Genomic DNA, 15,642 nt, shown 5'->3' with positions numbered 1-15,642 from the left:
CGACGACGATCGGGATCCGGTACGTGGCCGCAGCCGCTTGTCACCCTCGACGACGACCAGGATCTCGGCCGTGCCGTCCTCGCCCGCAGCCGAGGCCTTCAGCGAGCGCTTCGCCCCCGGCAGGCACCGAGACCGCATCCAGCCGGTTGAGCTCGACGGTCTCCGTGCCCTCCTCCGTCTCGAAAGTCACCTCCCAGGTGCCGGTGCGCGACCAGCACCTGGTGCCGATCGACGCTGTGCTCGAGGACGCCCTCCCCCTCTGCCGCACGGAGCCAGGCGACCGAGAACGAGTGGGGATCGTGCAGCGGCGGGACATCGCGGACCTGCTCCGTCAGCCCATGCCGATCACGAGCGACAGTTCTGCGCGCCCTCCGGGGAGCGCGGAGCACAGGAAGGGCAGGGTCTGCCAGGTACGGCTCTCGGCCTGCATCCCGCGGGGAGTTCATGGACTGGTTCCAGAAGTTCCGACGGGGACACAGGACGGCAGGACGGCAGGACGACGGTCGTGTCAGTTCCCTGCCTCGCTGAGCCGGATCCTGACCGTCCGCGGTTCAGCGTCGTCGATCAGCACGATCCGGTCGTACGGAGTTCCCTGCACGGACGCCTCCTCGATCCGCCAGGTATCCGGGACGTCGTCGATGTCGAGCGCATCCTTGACCTTCTGCGGGGTGACCCATGCCCGTCCCACCCCATCCGGGTCGCCGTAGCTCTCGAGCACCCAGGTCTCGATCTCCGCCGCCGGCGCCGTCAGGCTCAGCTCGACGGCCCAGAGCTCGAACTCGGAGATCGTCCCGCTCGAGCTCAGCTGGGATTCGGCGTCGTCCGGCAGCGGCGCCAGCTGCGCCCTCGCCAGGACCTCGTCTGCGGTGTCAGGGGGATCGGCCGCCTCCGTCTCCCTCGAGACCTCGATATCGGTGCCGCCGTCGCATCCGACCAGGGCGAACACCGCGGCGGACCCTGCGGCGAGCAGAAGGGTGCGGCGCTCCATCGGTCTGCGCGCTCTCACCAGCGGTCCTCCGCAACGGCGTCGAGGGTCGGACAGATCCCGACGATCACCGTCGCCGGTTCGGCATCATCGATCAGGAGATACCGCTCCCGCTCCAGCCCGGCAGGCTTCGAGCGGCTCAGTCTCCAGGTATTCGGAACGGTCCCGATTCCGAGCGCGTCACCCACGTTCTCGTACGTCACCCATGCTCTGCCGGGACCTCCACCGACGCCGAAGGACTGCTCGAGCCACCCGCGGAGCGATGCTTCTTCCAGGCGGAATCTCAGGATGATCACCTCCCGCCCGTCCTGACGCCGGCGCACGGCGTGCTCGACCGGTGCCTTGACGACGGCAAGCCCCACCGAGCGCAGCAGAGCGTCGGCGTCACGCGTGCCCCCACCGTCCCCGATCGAGGGGACGCTCAACTCCGACGACATGGGATCCTCCTTCCGGATCGCACTCATGGGCCTGTGTGCGTCGACCGCTCGGACGCCCCGACGATGTTGTACTCCCGCGCCAGACCGGACTGGTGGAGACCTTGCATCTGAGTATCCGACACGTTGATCTCGTCCGGGTATCCCGGCACCCAGTCCGGGACATCGATGTTGACCCCCTTGCCGGTGTCCCAGTTGTACCGGTCCCGAAGGTTGACTGCCGTGTCGACCTCGTAGGTCCAGTCACCACCGGGGTCGTCCGGAGGATACGCCGTGACCGTCCCCGTCTGGTTGTAGTCGAACGAACCGGTCGCATAGAAGTACTTCTCGCTCTCGGACTTCGACGCCTGGCCGCCCTCCCAGTCGGTATTCACCGGGAAGGTGACCGGACCGGTCGCCCCGCTCTGCTGTGCTTGGGAGATCGCTTCCTGCCCGATCGAACTGCGCTGTTCGGACACCGCGGTGGAGAACTCCGGAACCTCCTCGATCATGTCGTCGACATCGATCGCCATGTCCTCGCCGGTGTTGTCCAAGTAGTGCTCCAGGTTGTCGGAGGCGGCACCCTTGCCCGTGAAGCGCCCACCCAGCACCAAGTCCTCGGCGAGGTCCCGGTTGTCGCGGTCCTCCTGGGTCGGCTCCCGCGAGTCCCAGGCGCCGGACCCCGAGTCCGCCGGTTCCCAGGCAGGGGGTTCCGGTGAGTCGGCGCTGGTCCCCGGGACCCCTGGTCCCAGGCCGTTGCCGGGATACGGGTCGGGTCCGGTGATGGTGCCGTCCGGGTTCGGGGGACCGTCTTCCTCCGCCCCGTCGCGGCCGGCCTCGGCCGTCACGGGAACATCGGCACCGCCGGACCCTCGATCGTCTCCCCACGAGGTCGGAACCACACTGCCGGCCGGCGTCGTCGTGACGCCGGGATCCGATGCTCCCTCGGATGTCCGGTCCTGCTGGTCGGCGTGCTCCCCGAGCTCTGCCGCGGAATCTCGCAGGCGCTGAACCATCTGCCCCCATCCGTCGGTGACGGGGTCGAGGAACTCCTGCTGGAAGCGCTGGGCGTCCACGCCCTCCCACGGCACGGACCGGACTGTCACGGAGAGGGCGACAAGGAGATCGGCGGCATGCTCGGACGTCTGCTCCATCCGCTGCGAGAGCCGACGCATCTGCTCGGTATCTGCTCCGCAGAACATGGTTCTCCTTCGTCGGTCAGGCGTCTTCCGTCGCTCCCTGAGCTTAGGGTCCCGCGGCAGTCCCGACGATGGGGAGAACTCCCCAGCCCTCAGCAGCGCGACGGGCCCCGACCCTCCGTCAGGAGAGTCGGGGCCCGTGACGCTCAGGCGAACCGAACGTGATCACCAGATCTCGATGTACTGATCTCCTACCGCTCGCAAGCTCGCAGTACGTCGATCAGCCATGAGGCTGGGCTGGATCACATCATGCCGCCCATGCCTCCCATACCGCCCATGCCGCCCATGTCGTCGCCGCCGCCACCGGCGGGGGCCGGCTCCGGCTTGTCGGCCACGACGGCCTCGGTGGTCAGGAACAGGCCCGCGATGGACGCCGCGTTCTGCAGCGCCGAGCGGGTGACCTTGACCGGGTCGATGATGCCGGCGGCGAGGAGATCCTCGTAGGCACCGGTGGCCGCGTTCAGGCCCTGGCCCACAGGCAGGGACTTGACCTTCTCGGCCACGACGCCGCCCTCGAGACCGGCGTTGACCGCGATCTGCTTGAGCGGGGCCTCGATGGCGACCTTGACGATGTTCGCCCCCGTGGCCTCGTCGTCCGTGAGGTGGAGCGAGTCGAAGGTGTCCTTGCCCGCCTGCAGCAGCGAGACGCCGCCACCTGCGACGACGCCCTCGTCCACGGCGGCCTTGGCGTTGCGCACGGCATCTTCGATGCGGTGCTTGCGCTCCTTGAGCTCGACCTCGGTGGCGGCACCGGCCCGGATGACGGCCACGCCGCCGGCCAGCTTCGCCAGACGCTCCTGGAGCTTCTCGCGGTCGTAGTCCGAGTCCGAGTTCTCGATCTCGTTGCGGATCTGCGAGACGCGGCCGGCGATGCGCTCGGCGTCGCCGGTGCCCTCGACGATGGTGGTCTCGTCCTTGGTCACGACGATCTTGCGGGCCTGGCCGAGCTGCTCGAGACCAGCGGTCTCCAGCTTGAGGCCGACCTCCTCGGAGATGACCTGGCCACCCGTGAGGATCGCCATGTCCTCCAGCATCGCCTTGCGGCGGTCGCCGAAGCCGGGGGCCTTGACGGCCACGGACTTGAAGGAGCCCTTGAGCTTGTTGACGACGAGCACCGCGAGGGCCTCGCCCTCGACGTCCTCGGCGAGGATCGCCAGGGGCTTGCCGGCCTGGATGACCTTCTCCAGCAGCGGCAGCAGGTCCTTGACCGAGGAGACCTTGGAGGACAGCAGGAGGATGTAGGGATCCTCGAGCACGGTCTCCTGGCGCTCGGCGTCGGTGACGAAGTACGGCGAGATGTAGCCCTTGTCGAACCGCATCCCCTCCGTGAGCTCCAGCTCGAGGCCCATGGTGTTGGACTCCTCGACCGTGACCACGCCCTCCTTGCCGACCTTGTCCAGCGCCTCGGCGATGAGCTCGCCGATCGCCGGGTCGGCCGCGGAGATGCCCGCGGTGTGAGCGATCTGCTCCTTGGTCTCGATCTCCTTGGCCTGCTTCCGCAGGGTCTCGGAGACCGCAGCCACGGCCTGGTCGATGCCGCGCTTGAGCGCGATCGGGTTGGCACCGGCGACGACGTTGCGCAGGCCTTCCTTGACCAGGGCCTGGGCCAGCACGGTGGCGGTGGTGGTGCCGTCGCCCGCGATGTCGTCCGTCTTCTTGGCGACCTCCTTGACGAGCTCGGCGCCGATCTTCTCGTAGGGATCGTCGAGTTCGATCTCCTTGGCGATCGACACGCCGTCGTTCGTGATGGTGGGGGCGCCCCAGGACTTCTCGAGCACGACGTTGCGGCCCTTGGGGCCGAGGGTGACCTTGACGGCGTCGGCGAGCTGGTTCATACCCCGCTCGAGGCCGCGCCGGGCCTCCTCGTCGTAAGAGATGAGCTTGGCCATGATGGAATCTCTCCCGTGTGGTGTGGTGTCCACCCGACCCTGTGCCCGCGACGGACGGAACCCCACGCCGTGTTCATGTCCCACGGCGCCGGATCCCTCACGGGGTCGGAATGTTCGTGGCCGGCCGGCAGCTGCCTGTCGACCGATCAGGCTCACGACGCCCGAGTGCGGCTTCGCCATACGGCGCTGTCACTCTCGATCATCGAGTGCCAGATCATCATAAGCACTCGGAGGCGGAGAGTGCTAACTCCGCCGGGGGTGGATCACGGGTTCCGCTGTGGGCCGAGCACGCAGAACGCGCGCCGCCCTCCCGGAACGGAAGGTCGGCGCGCGCGATGCTGCGTGGGCGGGGTCGATCAGCCCTCGCCGCCGTCTCCCTCGCCGTCGCCGCCCTCGTCGGGCATCTCGACGGCCACGAAGGTCACGGGCGAGTCGTACTCGTCGCTCTGGCTCGCCTCTCCGGCGCCGACCTCGGCGGCGAGAGCCTGCGCGGTCTCCTTGTCCTCCTCGTCGCGGTAGAACACGACGGGCTCCTGCTGCTGGTTGTCGGCCGTGCTGAGGCTGACGTCCGCCCAGTCATCGCCCTCGAGGGCGTCCTGCCAGGCGCCGGCCAGGCCGTTGACGCCGCCGGCGTTGACCACCAGGACGGGAACGGACTTGTCGGCCTCCGGGGGCGCCTCCTCCTCGGAGGTCTCCTCGTCCGCGGGCGCGGAGCTGGTCTCCGACGCCGCCGGGGTGGTCGGGTCCTCGGCGCGCTCGTCGCCGCCGCCGCCCATGCCCCCGATGAGGAAGAGCAGCACGATCAGCATCACCAGCGCGGCGCCGATGATGACGATGTAGAGCAGGTTCTGACGCCAGAACGGCTCCTCGGCGCGGTGGGCGCCGTGGAAGGACACGGCGTCGGCCTCGTCGTCGAATCGGTCCGGCGGGTACGGATACTGGGAATCAGCCACGGCCCCATTAAACCTGCTCCACCCGGTGCGGCGGCGGAGCACACGCCCCGGGAGCGGGTCTGTCGGGCGACGCGGTGGGAACCCTCAGGCGACCTGGTCGGGCCCGTCGACGGAGGCGGGGCCGTGCTCGGAGGTCCGTCGGCCGCGCAGGCGGTGGACCACCGCGGGGGCGGCACGCAGGGCCGCAGGATCGTCGAGCAGGGCGTTCAGACGCACGTAATAGGCCACCTTGGAGATCCCGATCTCCTCGCGGATCGCGCGCTCCTTGGCGCCGACGTAGCGGAAGGTGCGGGACTCGAGGGCGAGGATCTGCCGGTCCCGCTCCGTGAGCGCGCCCTGCGGTCCGGGCAGTGACGTATCGGACATCGGCGCGGGAGTGTCGACGGTCCCGGCGCTGTCGTCGTCCTGCGTCGGCCCGGCGGCCGGATCGGTCGATCGCCCATCGTCCGGCGTCGGTCCATCCTGCGCCGGCCCGTGCTGCGCCGGCCCGTCCTGCGTCGATCCGTCCGGCGCCGCGACAGGCGCGGCGTCCGGGGCGGGGCCGGCGGATCGGAGGGGCATGGCAGGAGGCTACGCGGTCGCCCGCGTCGGCCCGGGGCGGCTCGCCGCCTCCCGGCCGACGATGGAAGACTGCTCACATGCCGAAGCCTCTGACCGAGATCATCAGTGCCGACTGGGCCCGGGCCCTCGCCCCCGCGGAGGACCGGATCCACATGGTGGGAGAGTTCCTCCGCACCGAGGTCGAATCCGGCCGCGGGTACCTCCCGGCCGGGGACCGGGTGCTGGCGGCCTTCACCCGGCCGATGCAGGAGGTGCGGGTGCTCATCGTCGGTCAGGATCCCTATCCCACGCCGGGCCATCCGATCGGGCTCTCCTTCGCCGTGGACGCTGACGTGCGCCCGCTGCCGCGGTCGCTGACGAACATCTACACCGAGCTCGAGAGCGATCTGGGGATCCCCCGGGCCTCCCATGGCGACCTCACTGCCTGGCAGGACCAGGGGGTGCTGCTGCTGAACCGGGTGCTCACCGTCACCCCCGGCGCTCCGGCCTCGCACCGCCGACGGGGCTGGGAGGAGATCACCGAGCTCGCGATCCGCGCCCTCGTCGAACGGGGCGGCCCGCTGGTGGCGATCCTGTGGGGGCGCGACGCCCAGTCCCTGATCCCGATGCTCGGGCAGGTTCCGCATCTGGCGAGCCCGCATCCGAGCCCGCTGTCGGCCTCCCGCGGCTTCTTCGGCTCCCGTCCGTTCTCCGGCGCCAATGCGCTGCTGGAGCAGCAGGGCGCGGAGGGCATCGACTGGCGGATCCCCGCCTGAGTCGACGGGTGCGCGGCCGACGAGCCCGAGACGGCGCGCACCACCGCAGTCCCGTGCCGCGTCGCGTCGTCACCGCCTCAGGCGGCGTCGGTCCACGTCCAGCTGTCCAGGATCGTCCGGACCTCGGGGGACAGCTCGGTGCTCCCGTGCGTCTCGACGGCGACCTGGAGCACCAGGTCCCCGACGTCGGCGCAGTACATCTCGGCCACGGCCTCCTGACCGGCGTGCTCACCCGTGGCGCGATAGCCGGGCACCTCCCGGCCGTCGAGGGTGGCCGACTCGATCGTCTCCGGCGGCCCCGGATCGTCCCAGCCGTAGCCGACGAACCCCGACTGGCTCTCGCATTCCTTCAGAGCGTGCAGGTCGGCGTCGAACACGTACACGACCACGGAGTTCGTGGCGAACTCGTCATAGGCGTCGTCCGGGATCTCCTCGTCGGCGACCTCGAGCACCATCCCGTACTCCGACTCATCGGCGGTGATCTCGCGGGAGAACCAGGTCGCGGGGTACTGCACGGAGAAGTACTCCCCGGAGTGCTGCGCCGTCTCGGGCGCCGTCGTCTCGTCCTGCCCGCCGCGGGTCACCAGGTAGATGACACCCCCGGTCACGGCGATCAGCAGCAGCAGGATCACCAGCACCGCGCAGCCCAGCGCGATCCAGATCCCGGGGCGCGAGCGCCGCGGCGGCCACGGCTCCATCGGTCCCCCGCCCGGCCCTGGCGCGAACGATCCCTCGGGGACGTGCCCCGCAGAGAACTGCCCCTGCGCATGCTGCCCCTGGCCCGGCTGCCCGTGATCCGGCTGCCCCATGTCCCCTCCCGGCACGTCGGTGCTGCGGTCGACGGACGTCCTCGTCCGCCGAGCTGTTGACCATGCTAAGGGAGCACTAGGCTGGTGCCACGTCCGGCGATGTGCCGCCCTCACCGACGCGGAGGATCCGATGCCCCTGAACGCTGCGCAGTTCTCCCCTCAGGGCCCCGGGGTCGACTACGACCCCCACTGGTATCGCAAGGCCGTCTTCTACGAGGTGCTCGTGCGCGCCTTCGCCGACGGCAACGGGGACGGCACCGGGGACTTCACCGGCCTCATCGACCGCCTGGACTACCTGCAGTGGCTGGGCATCGACTGCTTGTGGCTGCCTCCCTTCATGGCCTCCCCGCTGCGGGACGGCGGGTACGACATCTCCGACTACGAGGCGGTGCTGCCGGAATTCGGCTCGATCACCGACTTCGAGCGTCTGGTCTCCGAGGCCCACCAGCGCGGCATCCGGGTGCTCATCGATCTGCCGATGAACCACACCTCGGACAAGCACCCGTGGTTCCTCGAGTCGCGCTCGGATCCCGAGGGGCCGTACGGCGATTTCTACGTGTGGTCGGACACCGACGAGAAGTACGCCGAGGCGCGCATCATCTTCGTGGACACCGAGGAGTCGAACTGGAGCTTCGACCCGGTGCGCCGCCAGTTCTTCTGGCACCGCTTCTTCTCCCACCAGCCGGACCTGAACTTCGAGAACCCGAAGGTCCGCGAGGCGATCTTCGACGTGGTGCGGTTCTGGATGGACAAGGGGATCGACGGCTTCCGGGCCGACGCCATCCCGTACCTGTTCGAGCAGGAGGGCACGGACGGGGAGAACCTCCCGGCCACCCATGACTTCCTCGCGGACCTGCGCTCCTACGTCGATGCGCACTGGCCCGGGCGCGTGATCGTCGCCGAGGCCAACCAGTGGCCGCGCGATGTCGTGGAGTATTTCGGCACCGAGGATCGACCCGAGTGCCACATGTGCTTCCACTTCCCCGTGATGCCGCGGCTGTTCTACGCGCTGCGCGAGGGCAGCGCCCGGCAGATCATCGACATCCTCGCCGATACCCCCGATATCCCCGCCGGCGCCCAATGGGGCACCTTCCTGCGCAACCACGACGAGCTGACGTTGGAGATGGTCACCGGCGAGGAGCGCACCGCGATGCTCGGCTGGTACGCCCCCGATTCCCGGATGCGGGCGAACGTCGGGATCCGTCGGCGGCTCGCCCCGCTGCTGGACAACTCCCGCTCCGAGACGGAGCTGATCCACGCGCTGCTGCTGTCGATGCCCGGGTCCCCCTTCCTCTACTACGGCGACGAGATCGCCATGGGCGACAACATCTGGCTCGATGACCGCGACGCGGTGCGCACGCCGATGCAGTGGACCCCGGACCGCAATGCCGGGTTCAGCGAGATCACCGATCCGGGGAAGCTGTACCTGCCGGTGATCCAGTCGCTCGTCCACCACTACGTCACCACCAACGTGGAGGCGCAGATGGCGCACTCCAGCTCGCTGCTGCACTTCGTGCGCTGGATGCTCGCCGTGCGTCGCGAGCACGACGCCTTCGGCATGGGCGACCACGCCCACGTCGCCGCGGACTCCGACCGCGTGCTGGCCTTCACCCGCACCTACGACGGCGCCGACCACGGGGAGGAGGCGGATTTCCACGCCGAGACGCTGCTGTGCGTGTTCAACCTCTCCGCCCAGCCCGTCACCGCGACGCTCGACCTGGCCGACTTCGCCCGGCGCACGGTGCGGGACCTCTTCGGCGGGCACGAGTTCCCCCCGGTCGACGCCGACGGAACCCTGACCGTCATGCTCGGGCCGCACGGCTACTACTGGCTGAAGGTCCGGGCGCTGCACCCGGACGGGGAACCGATGACGGCCACCACCACGCTGCCGGTGATCGCCGAGGGGTGAGGGCCGAGGGGTGAGCGCCGACGCCGGCCGGAGCAGCCGACGGAGCCCGGAGTAGCCGAGGTCACGTCGAGGCCCTGCTCCCCGGTCCTGAACCACGGTCACCACGCTGGTCACACGGGAGCCTGGGATGGCCCTGAGGTGGCGCGCTCGGCCGCCGGGGAGCGTCCGAGCCGGTCCCGGAGGTGGACCGTCGCGGGCGGTGGTGTCAGACTCTCGGGGTCCGCGGCGCGCCTCGTGCGGCTGCGGTGAGGTCCTGGGCGCGCCCGAGAGCCCGTGTCGACACCGAGGGAGAAGCCTGTGGCCGAGCCACGATCAGCGGCAGAGGAAGCACGCGATCCGAGCACGTCGCCGGAGCGTCTGCTCGAGCTCACGGAGAAGCGTCCCCAGCTCCAGCGGCTGATCGTGCTGAACCCGTCGTGCCCCGAGGTGGCGCGCCAGTGGATCCTCGCCACGAATCCCTGGGCCAAGCAGGCCTACGACGAGCAGGCCGGCACCGGGGACGCCGAGCAGGCCGCCGGGGCCGAGCAGGCCGCCCCGAGCGACGCCGAGGCCGAACAGGCTGCCGAGGCAGGGAACAGTGATGAAACCGCTCACGAAACCGCTCACGCCGGTGATCCCGAGGGCGCGGACGGTGGGCCCTCCACCGCCGCGATGGCTCCGATCGGTCTGCCGGACGATGCGGAGGAGGGCTCCGCCGGGAGCATGCCCGAGGAGTCGGGACCTCCGAGCGGTTCCGACGACACGGCTCCTGCTCCGGCCGTCGTGCCGCCGTCGGCACCGTCCGTGCAGTCCGCACCGCCGAGCGCACCGGCCGAGCCCGAGGAGGCCTCGGTCTGGGGCGACTTCCCGGACGAGGCACTCTGGGGCACGGCGGACTCATCCGCTCCGCCGCCTGCCGCGGACGGCCCCGGGGCCTCAGTACCCGGCGCCACCAACGGGGTCCGCGTGTCGCAGGACGCCTCCGTGGTGCCGCTCGGTCCGGCCACAGGAGGCGCCGCTGCGGGAGGTGCTTCTGCTGCCGGGGGCGCCGCTGCGGGAGGCGCCGCCGTTCCGACGGGCGCCGGCCCTGCCGGCGGATCCCCCACCGGCACGGCCCCGGGCTCCCCTGCGGGCGAGCCGGGTGAGCGTGGAGCGAAGGCGGCCGGCGCGGCCGGCGCCGCGGGCGTCTACGGCTACTCCGCCTCTCCTCCTGGTGCGCAGCCCTCGGGCACGCAGCCTGCTGGCGCGCATTCGACGGCCGAGCATCCTCCTGTCGCGCCACCGCCCGGCGGTGACGACGGTTCCGACGACACCGGACGCTCCCGCCGTCGTGCCTGGTTCGCCTGCGGCGGGTGCCTGATCCTCGTGCTCATCCTGCTGGTGGTCGCAGCTCTCGTGGGCCGCGCCTGGTTCGGCGGGGACGACGAGACCTATCAGCGCGACAGCACCACCGCCGCGGAGACCACCGAGGAGGAGACGACCCCGGAGAAGACCCCGACGACGGAGCCGGATCCCGTCTCCCCCGCCCCCGACGACGCGACGGAGCTGACCAAGCTCCAGTCGCCGTCCGGGAACATCTCCTGCACCCTCGAAGAGGACTCGGCGTCCTGCTCCCTGGTCGATCGCGACTACTCCGGGGCCGGTCTCGAGGACTGCGACAGCGGGCCGTTCTCGATCACCGTCGCGGGGAAGGAATCCGAGCTCGACTGCGGCCAGTCCTATCTCCACGAGAACGCGACGACCCTTGAGTACGACCTCAGCGCGAAGCACGGAGACATGGCGTGCACCAGCCGCTTCGACGGCATGACCTGTTGGAACGTCATGACCGGGCACGGCTTCATGGTGAACCGCGCGACCTACGAGACGTTCTGAGCGCGGTCCGGCCGTGACCGCGGGGGCTCTGCTGCTCCCCGGACGCGGTGATGTGCTCACCGGAGTGCGCGCGACAGCTCCACAGAGCTCCCCGGAGAATGCGCGGCGTGCGTGTGCGCCGGTCGGAGGAGAGCTGGAGACGGGAATCGAACCCGCAACCGCCTGTTTACAAGACAGGTGCGCTACCGTTGCGCCACTCCAGCGGGAGGGGCCGGCCGACGGATCGACCGGCCCCTGGGGCCTAGCAGTCTAGTGGAGCCGACGGACCCGTCGGAGCCACGGATCCCCGGGCACGGCGCGTGCCGCGTGGGGACTCGTCACTTCCCGCCGCCGTCGGAGGCACCGCTGCCGGCGGCCTCGACCGCATCGGCCAGGGCACCGGGAGTGGACCAGTCCTCGAACGGCGTGCCGTTGATCTCGATGTAGGGGGTGCCCGCACCCTTCTCGTCGGCGTAGGGATCGGAGACCTCCCGCACCCAGCGGACATAGGTGCCGTCGTCGATCGTCGCCTTCACGGAATCGGGCGCTCCGGCCTCCTGGGCATACGCCCAGATCTCCTCGTCCGTGAGACCGGCGCTGCCCTCGGCGGGCTGGTTGGCGAACAGCAGCTGCATGAAGGCCAGCGCCGCCGCCGGATCCTCCTCGTAGATCGCGACCATGGCTGCAGCCGCCCGCGAGGAGTAGTCCCCGGTGGTCGACTGGCTGTCCAGGAAGCGGCGCGGGACGATGTGGACGGTGGCGTCCTCGTTCTCGATCATCGTCTGGACGTCCTCGCCGTTGATCTCCTCGAACTGGCCGCAGATGGGGCACATGTAGTCGAGATGGATCTCCACGACGGGCTTGCCGGAGTCCTCCGGGGCACCGAAGCTCAGGTAGGCCTGGTCCTCGCTCATCCCCGCAGGCGTGGGAACCGGGCCCTCGGGCTGGGTGGACTTGTAGATCAGGAAGCCCAGACCGGCGAGGATCACCAGGGCGACCACGGTGATCGCCGCGATCACGATGGTGCGCACCGTGCGCTGGCGCCGCAGCTCGGTCTGCCGCTGCTGGCGCAGCTGCTCACGCTGAGCGGATCGACGCTCCTGCGCTGATTTCGACGGGGAGGACTTCGACGAGCCGGACGCGGCCATGGATGCTCCTCGCCCCGGACCGGGGCTGCGGTGGGTGACAGGTCGATGAGAGTTTAACGGTCCGCTCCTGGGCATCGGCGGGCCCCATGGGACACCTCACGCGCCGGTGGTCCCGAGCACATGACGCGCGCAGAGACGGTCGGCGAGCACGGACCTCACCGTCGCTGGTCACCGCCTCCACAGCGCGATGTCCTCGAGCCGCGGACCGCTGGGGAAGGGGAAGTAGTCGACCATTCCCTGGCGGGCGAGGAGGGTGAAGACCACCGCGCCGACCAGCAGCAGGAGCAGGACCAGGACGACCGCGGTCCACACGGCGTCGGGAGCGGCGGCGTCCAGCATCCGGTGAGCACCGCTGCGGGTGGTGCGGGACCCGATCCCCACCCAGGTGATCAGCAGTGTCACCGCCATCGCGGCGGCGAAGGCCACCCCGTCCGGCGGCGCCCCGCCCTGCAGGAGCGTCCAGGAGGCGTCGATCGCGATCCCCACCAGCACGCCGAGGATCAGCGGGAACAGGGCCTGCAGCACGATCTCGAGCAGTCCCAGCAGGAACGTGAACGGGCTCGAGAGCCCAGCGGCCCAGAGCGGTCCCGCGCCGACCGAGCCGCGCAGGCGCTTCCCGGCGACGCTGCGATGGGCTCGCTCCCAGGTGCGGGCGAGCGCGCCGAGCAGGAGGAACACCGTCAGTGCCACGTACGGGGCGACGGCGGCGAGGGCGACGATCAGCAGGTGACCGATCCACACCAGCAGCGGTCGCCGCGGCGGCGGCATCGGGGTGGCCCAGGCACCCTGCGGGGCCATCTGCCCTGCCCCGGGCGGCGGGGGCCACGACGGGTCCTGCCCCGGCTGCACGGCCTGCTGACCCGGCGCTTGCTGCACCGGCGCCTGCTGAGCGGGTGCCTGCTGGACGGGATGAGGCTGCGGCACCTGCTGGTAAGGGTCCTGCCGACGGGGCGGGGAGGCCAGGTGCTGCTGGGGCCCCCGCTGGACCGGGTGCTGGGTGCCGGTGGGGAAGCCGGCCTCCTGCGACGGCGCCGAGGGCGGGATCACGGGCATCTGCTGGGTCGGCGGGCCCGTGACAGGAAGCGCCTCGGTCGGGGCATCCTCCGCACTCTGGTGGCGGGGCAGTGCTTCGGTGGCCGGCTCCGAAGGCGTCTCCATCCGCGGCAGCGCCTGGGTGGGCTGCTCGGTCGGGGTCGTCACCGGCGGCAGCGCCTCGGTGGCCGGCTCCGCGTCAGCGTCCGGTCTCGAGCTGTCGGCGCCGCTCTCGCGGTCGCTCGACGCTGCAGCGACTCCGGCGGCTCCTGCGGCGGCCGCCCCGGCCGGCAGGGCCGCGGTGCGACCGTCGGCGCGCAGCGCCTCCGTCGGCCCCGCGTCCTCGTACCGGGTGAGGTCCAGCTCGGCCAGGCGGGCGAGCAGATCCTCCGGGGCCGGACGCTCGGTCGGCTTCGACTGCAGGGCCGAGCGCAGCCAGTCGCCGAGCTCGACGGGCACTCCGTCGATGTCGATCTCCCCGCGCTCGGCGCGCAGGAACACCAGGTCGGCGCGGCCGCTGCCGTAGGGATCGCGGCCGGTCGCGGCGAAGGCCAGCAGCGCGGCCCAGCCCCACCAGTCCCCCGCCTCGCCGGTGTGGTCGGTACGGATCACCTCGGGGTCGAGGTACGCGGCGGTGCCCATCACCAGCCCGGTCGAGGTCATCCGCGATTCCTCGGCGGCGATCGCGATGCCGAAGTCGATGATCACCGGGTCCAGGCGGTCGCCGTCGGGATCGAAGCCCGTCAGGTCCTCTTCGGAGGCATTGCGCAGCAGCACGTTGCTCGGCTTGAGGTCGCGGTGGATCACCCCGGCACGGTGGATGGCGTGCAGGGCGTCGCCCATGGCCAGGCCGATCTCGCGCACCGCCTCCGGGTGCAGTCCGCCCTGGGCGCGGACCGCATCATCGAGCGTCGGGCCGGGGACGAACTCGGTGACCACGAAGGCGTCGGAGGAGTCCAGCTCGGCGTCCAGGATCCGCACGATGTTGTCGTTGCGCACGAGCTTCTGTGCGGCGACCTCCCGGGCCAGACGCTCTCGCGCCAAGCGATCGTCGGAGACCTCGTGGCGCAGCAGCTTGATGGCCACGTCGCGGCCGTCGGCGTCCTGGGCGCGGTAGACGATGCCCATCCCGCCCGAACCGATCCGACCCTGGATCTCGTACCCGGAGTCCTCGGCGAGCGCCGTCAGCCGCGGATCGCGGCGGGCGCTGCGGGAGGACCGGGAGATCGGGGTATCGGACATGAGCACATGCTACGAGGCGCGCCGGAGAAGTGGCCCCGGCTTCACCGCTCCCCCACAGCCTTCCCACCTCGAATCCTCGCCCGGCACCGTCGCGGGCGCTCCGCGTCGGTGCCCCGGGACGGCCCGCCCCCTCTGCAGATTCCCGCGGCCGTGAGACCATCGCTCTGCGGCGCGGTGGGCGCCGTGGCGACCCGGGCCGGACCGGGCATCCGAGAGGGAAGGGCACCCATGCGCTCCAATCTGTTCGACGCGGCCAACCAGGAACGGCAGACCACCGATCGGTGGGCGCTGCAGTCCTCCAAGATGCTGCGCTGCTCGCTGACCCCGCAATCCCCCGAGATCGTCTCCTCCGCCGGGGCGATGGTCGCCTACCAGGGGCAGATGGATTTCGCCTACCAGGGCTCCGGCGGCGGCATGAAGCTGCTGAAGAAGATGGCCACCGGGGAGGGCGGCAACATGATGCGCACCACCGGTCACGGCGAGATCTTCTTCGCCCACCAGGCCGACGAGATCTTCCTGATCCAGCTCGAGGGCGAGGCCCTCACCCTGAACACCAAGAACATGCTCGCCTTCGACGGCTCCATCCAGTGGGACATCAAGTCCCTCGGCGGCGCGGGCTTCATGGCGGGCGGTCTGTTCAACCTGTTCCTGCAGGGGCAGGGCATGGTCGCCGTCACCTCCGACGGCCCGCCGATGCTGCTGGACTGCTCCCAGCAGCCCACCTTCGTCGACCCCCAGGCCGCGGTGTGCTGGTCGGCGAACCTCCAGCCGCAGATCAAGAACGACTTCAAGATGGGTTCGCTGATCGGCCGCGGCTCCGGGGAGTCCTTCCAGCTCGGCTTCCACGGGCCGGGCTTCGTGGTGGTCCAGCCCTCCGAGGGGATGCCCGTCACCGCCTCCTCCTGATCACGACCGAT

Annotated in this window: 13 protein-coding genes and 1 tRNA gene; 4 read left to right on the top strand and 10 right to left on the bottom strand. The window is 70.6% G+C overall.

What is annotated here, in order from left to right:
- Positions 1-508: 508 nt before the first annotated feature.
- From JOF44_RS17215 to JOF44_RS20855, 6 genes are all read right to left on the bottom strand, one after another.
- Positions 509-1,006, bottom strand: coding sequence for a hypothetical protein (locus JOF44_RS17215; RefSeq protein WP_209894365.1), 498 nt, complete (start codon positions 1,004-1,006; stop codon positions 509-511).
- Complete coding sequence (locus tag JOF44_RS17210) at positions 1,003-1,422, bottom strand: hypothetical protein (protein WP_209894362.1); 420 nt, start codon at positions 1,420-1,422, stop codon at positions 1,003-1,005. The genes JOF44_RS17215 and JOF44_RS17210 overlap by 4 nt, the downstream gene beginning before the upstream one ends.
- 23 nt (positions 1,423-1,445) lie before the next feature.
- The gene (locus JOF44_RS17205) at positions 1,446-2,600 is read right to left on the bottom strand and encodes a hypothetical protein (RefSeq protein ID WP_209894359.1); all 1,155 of its coding nucleotides are present in this window, start codon (positions 2,598-2,600) and stop codon (positions 1,446-1,448) included.
- Positions 2,601-2,839: 239 nt separating this feature from the next.
- The gene (groL, locus tag JOF44_RS17200) at positions 2,840-4,486 is read right to left on the bottom strand and encodes a chaperonin GroEL (RefSeq protein ID WP_209894356.1); all 1,647 of its coding nucleotides are present in this window, start codon (positions 4,484-4,486) and stop codon (positions 2,840-2,842) included.
- A gap of 356 nt (positions 4,487-4,842) precedes the next feature.
- Entirely contained in the window at positions 4,843-5,439 is a 597-nt protein-coding gene (locus tag JOF44_RS17195) for a LytR C-terminal domain-containing protein (protein WP_209894353.1), read from the bottom strand.
- A gap of 84 nt (positions 5,440-5,523) precedes the next feature.
- Positions 5,524-6,000, bottom strand: a complete 477-nt coding sequence (locus tag JOF44_RS20855; protein ID WP_245348994.1) for a DUF3263 domain-containing protein — start codon at positions 5,998-6,000, stop codon at positions 5,524-5,526.
- 77 nt (positions 6,001-6,077) lie between these two features.
- On the opposite strand from JOF44_RS20855, the gene JOF44_RS17185 reads away from it, so the two are divergent.
- A complete protein-coding gene (locus JOF44_RS17185; protein ID WP_209894350.1) occupies positions 6,078-6,755 on the top strand; it encodes a uracil-DNA glycosylase in 678 nt (225 codons plus the stop codon).
- A gap of 77 nt (positions 6,756-6,832) precedes the next feature.
- On the opposite strand, the gene JOF44_RS17180 is transcribed toward JOF44_RS17185, so the two are convergent.
- Entirely contained in the window at positions 6,833-7,564 is a 732-nt protein-coding gene (locus tag JOF44_RS17180; RefSeq protein WP_209894347.1) for a hypothetical protein, read from the bottom strand.
- Positions 7,565-7,694: 130 nt separating this feature from the next.
- Here JOF44_RS17180 and treS point away from each other — a divergent pair, with 130 nt between their 5' ends.
- On the top strand, positions 7,695-9,473 hold the full coding sequence (gene treS, locus JOF44_RS17175; protein WP_209894343.1) for a maltose alpha-D-glucosyltransferase: 1,779 nt from the start codon (positions 7,695-7,697) through the stop codon (positions 9,471-9,473).
- Positions 9,474-9,770: 297 nt separating this feature from the next.
- Positions 9,771-11,324 carry a variant leucine-rich repeat-containing protein gene (locus JOF44_RS17170; RefSeq protein ID WP_209894335.1) on the top strand — a complete coding sequence of 518 codons (1,554 nt, stop codon included), beginning with the start codon at positions 9,771-9,773 and terminating at the stop codon, positions 11,322-11,324.
- Positions 11,325-11,455: 131 nt separating this feature from the next.
- Here JOF44_RS17170 and JOF44_RS17165 read toward each other — a convergent pair.
- From JOF44_RS17165 to JOF44_RS17155, 3 genes are all read right to left on the bottom strand, one after another.
- Positions 11,456-11,527: transfer RNA gene (locus tag JOF44_RS17165), tRNA-Thr, on the bottom strand.
- Positions 11,528-11,641: 114 nt separating this feature from the next.
- Entirely contained in the window at positions 11,642-12,451 is an 810-nt protein-coding gene (locus JOF44_RS17160) for a thioredoxin domain-containing protein (RefSeq protein WP_209894331.1), read from the bottom strand.
- Positions 12,452-12,619: 168 nt separating this feature from the next.
- On the bottom strand, positions 12,620-14,725 hold the full coding sequence (locus JOF44_RS17155; RefSeq protein ID WP_209894328.1) for a serine/threonine-protein kinase: 2,106 nt from the start codon (positions 14,723-14,725) through the stop codon (positions 12,620-12,622).
- A 228-nt stretch (positions 14,726-14,953) separates the two neighbouring features.
- On the opposite strand from JOF44_RS17155, the gene JOF44_RS17150 reads away from it, so the two are divergent.
- Entirely contained in the window at positions 14,954-15,631 is a 678-nt protein-coding gene (locus tag JOF44_RS17150; RefSeq protein WP_209894321.1) for an AIM24 family protein, read from the top strand.
- The last annotated feature ends 11 nt before the right edge of the window (positions 15,632-15,642 follow it).

This window comes from Brachybacterium fresconis, from assembly GCF_017876515.1.
Taxonomy (GTDB): domain Bacteria; phylum Actinomycetota; class Actinomycetes; order Actinomycetales; family Dermabacteraceae; genus Brachybacterium; species Brachybacterium fresconis.
The sequence above is the reverse complement of the archived record's forward strand: the minus strand, read 5'-3'. Positions and strand labels throughout refer to the sequence as shown.

Coding starts and splice junctions, on each gene's coding strand:
- JOF44_RS20855 (WP_245348994.1), bottom strand. CDS start 6,000: ATGCCCCTCCGATCCGCCGGCCCCGCCCCGGACGCCGCGCCTGTCGCG.
- JOF44_RS17150 (WP_209894321.1), top strand. CDS start 14,954: ATGCGCTCCAATCTGTTCGACGCGGCCAACCAGGAACGGCAGACCACC.
- JOF44_RS17210 (WP_209894362.1), bottom strand. CDS start 1,422: ATGTCGTCGGAGTTGAGCGTCCCCTCGATCGGGGACGGTGGGGGCACG.
- JOF44_RS17160 (WP_209894331.1), bottom strand. CDS start 12,451: ATGGCCGCGTCCGGCTCGTCGAAGTCCTCCCCGTCGAAATCAGCGCAG.
- JOF44_RS17155 (WP_209894328.1), bottom strand. CDS start 14,725: ATGTCCGATACCCCGATCTCCCGGTCCTCCCGCAGCGCCCGCCGCGAT.
- groL (WP_209894356.1), bottom strand. CDS start 4,486: ATGGCCAAGCTCATCTCTTACGACGAGGAGGCCCGGCGCGGCCTCGAG.
- treS (WP_209894343.1), top strand. CDS start 7,695: ATGCCCCTGAACGCTGCGCAGTTCTCCCCTCAGGGCCCCGGGGTCGAC.
- JOF44_RS17185 (WP_209894350.1), top strand. CDS start 6,078: ATGCCGAAGCCTCTGACCGAGATCATCAGTGCCGACTGGGCCCGGGCC.
- JOF44_RS17205 (WP_209894359.1), bottom strand. CDS start 2,600: ATGTTCTGCGGAGCAGATACCGAGCAGATGCGTCGGCTCTCGCAGCGG.
- JOF44_RS17180 (WP_209894347.1), bottom strand. CDS start 7,564: ATGGGGCAGCCGGATCACGGGCAGCCGGGCCAGGGGCAGCATGCGCAG.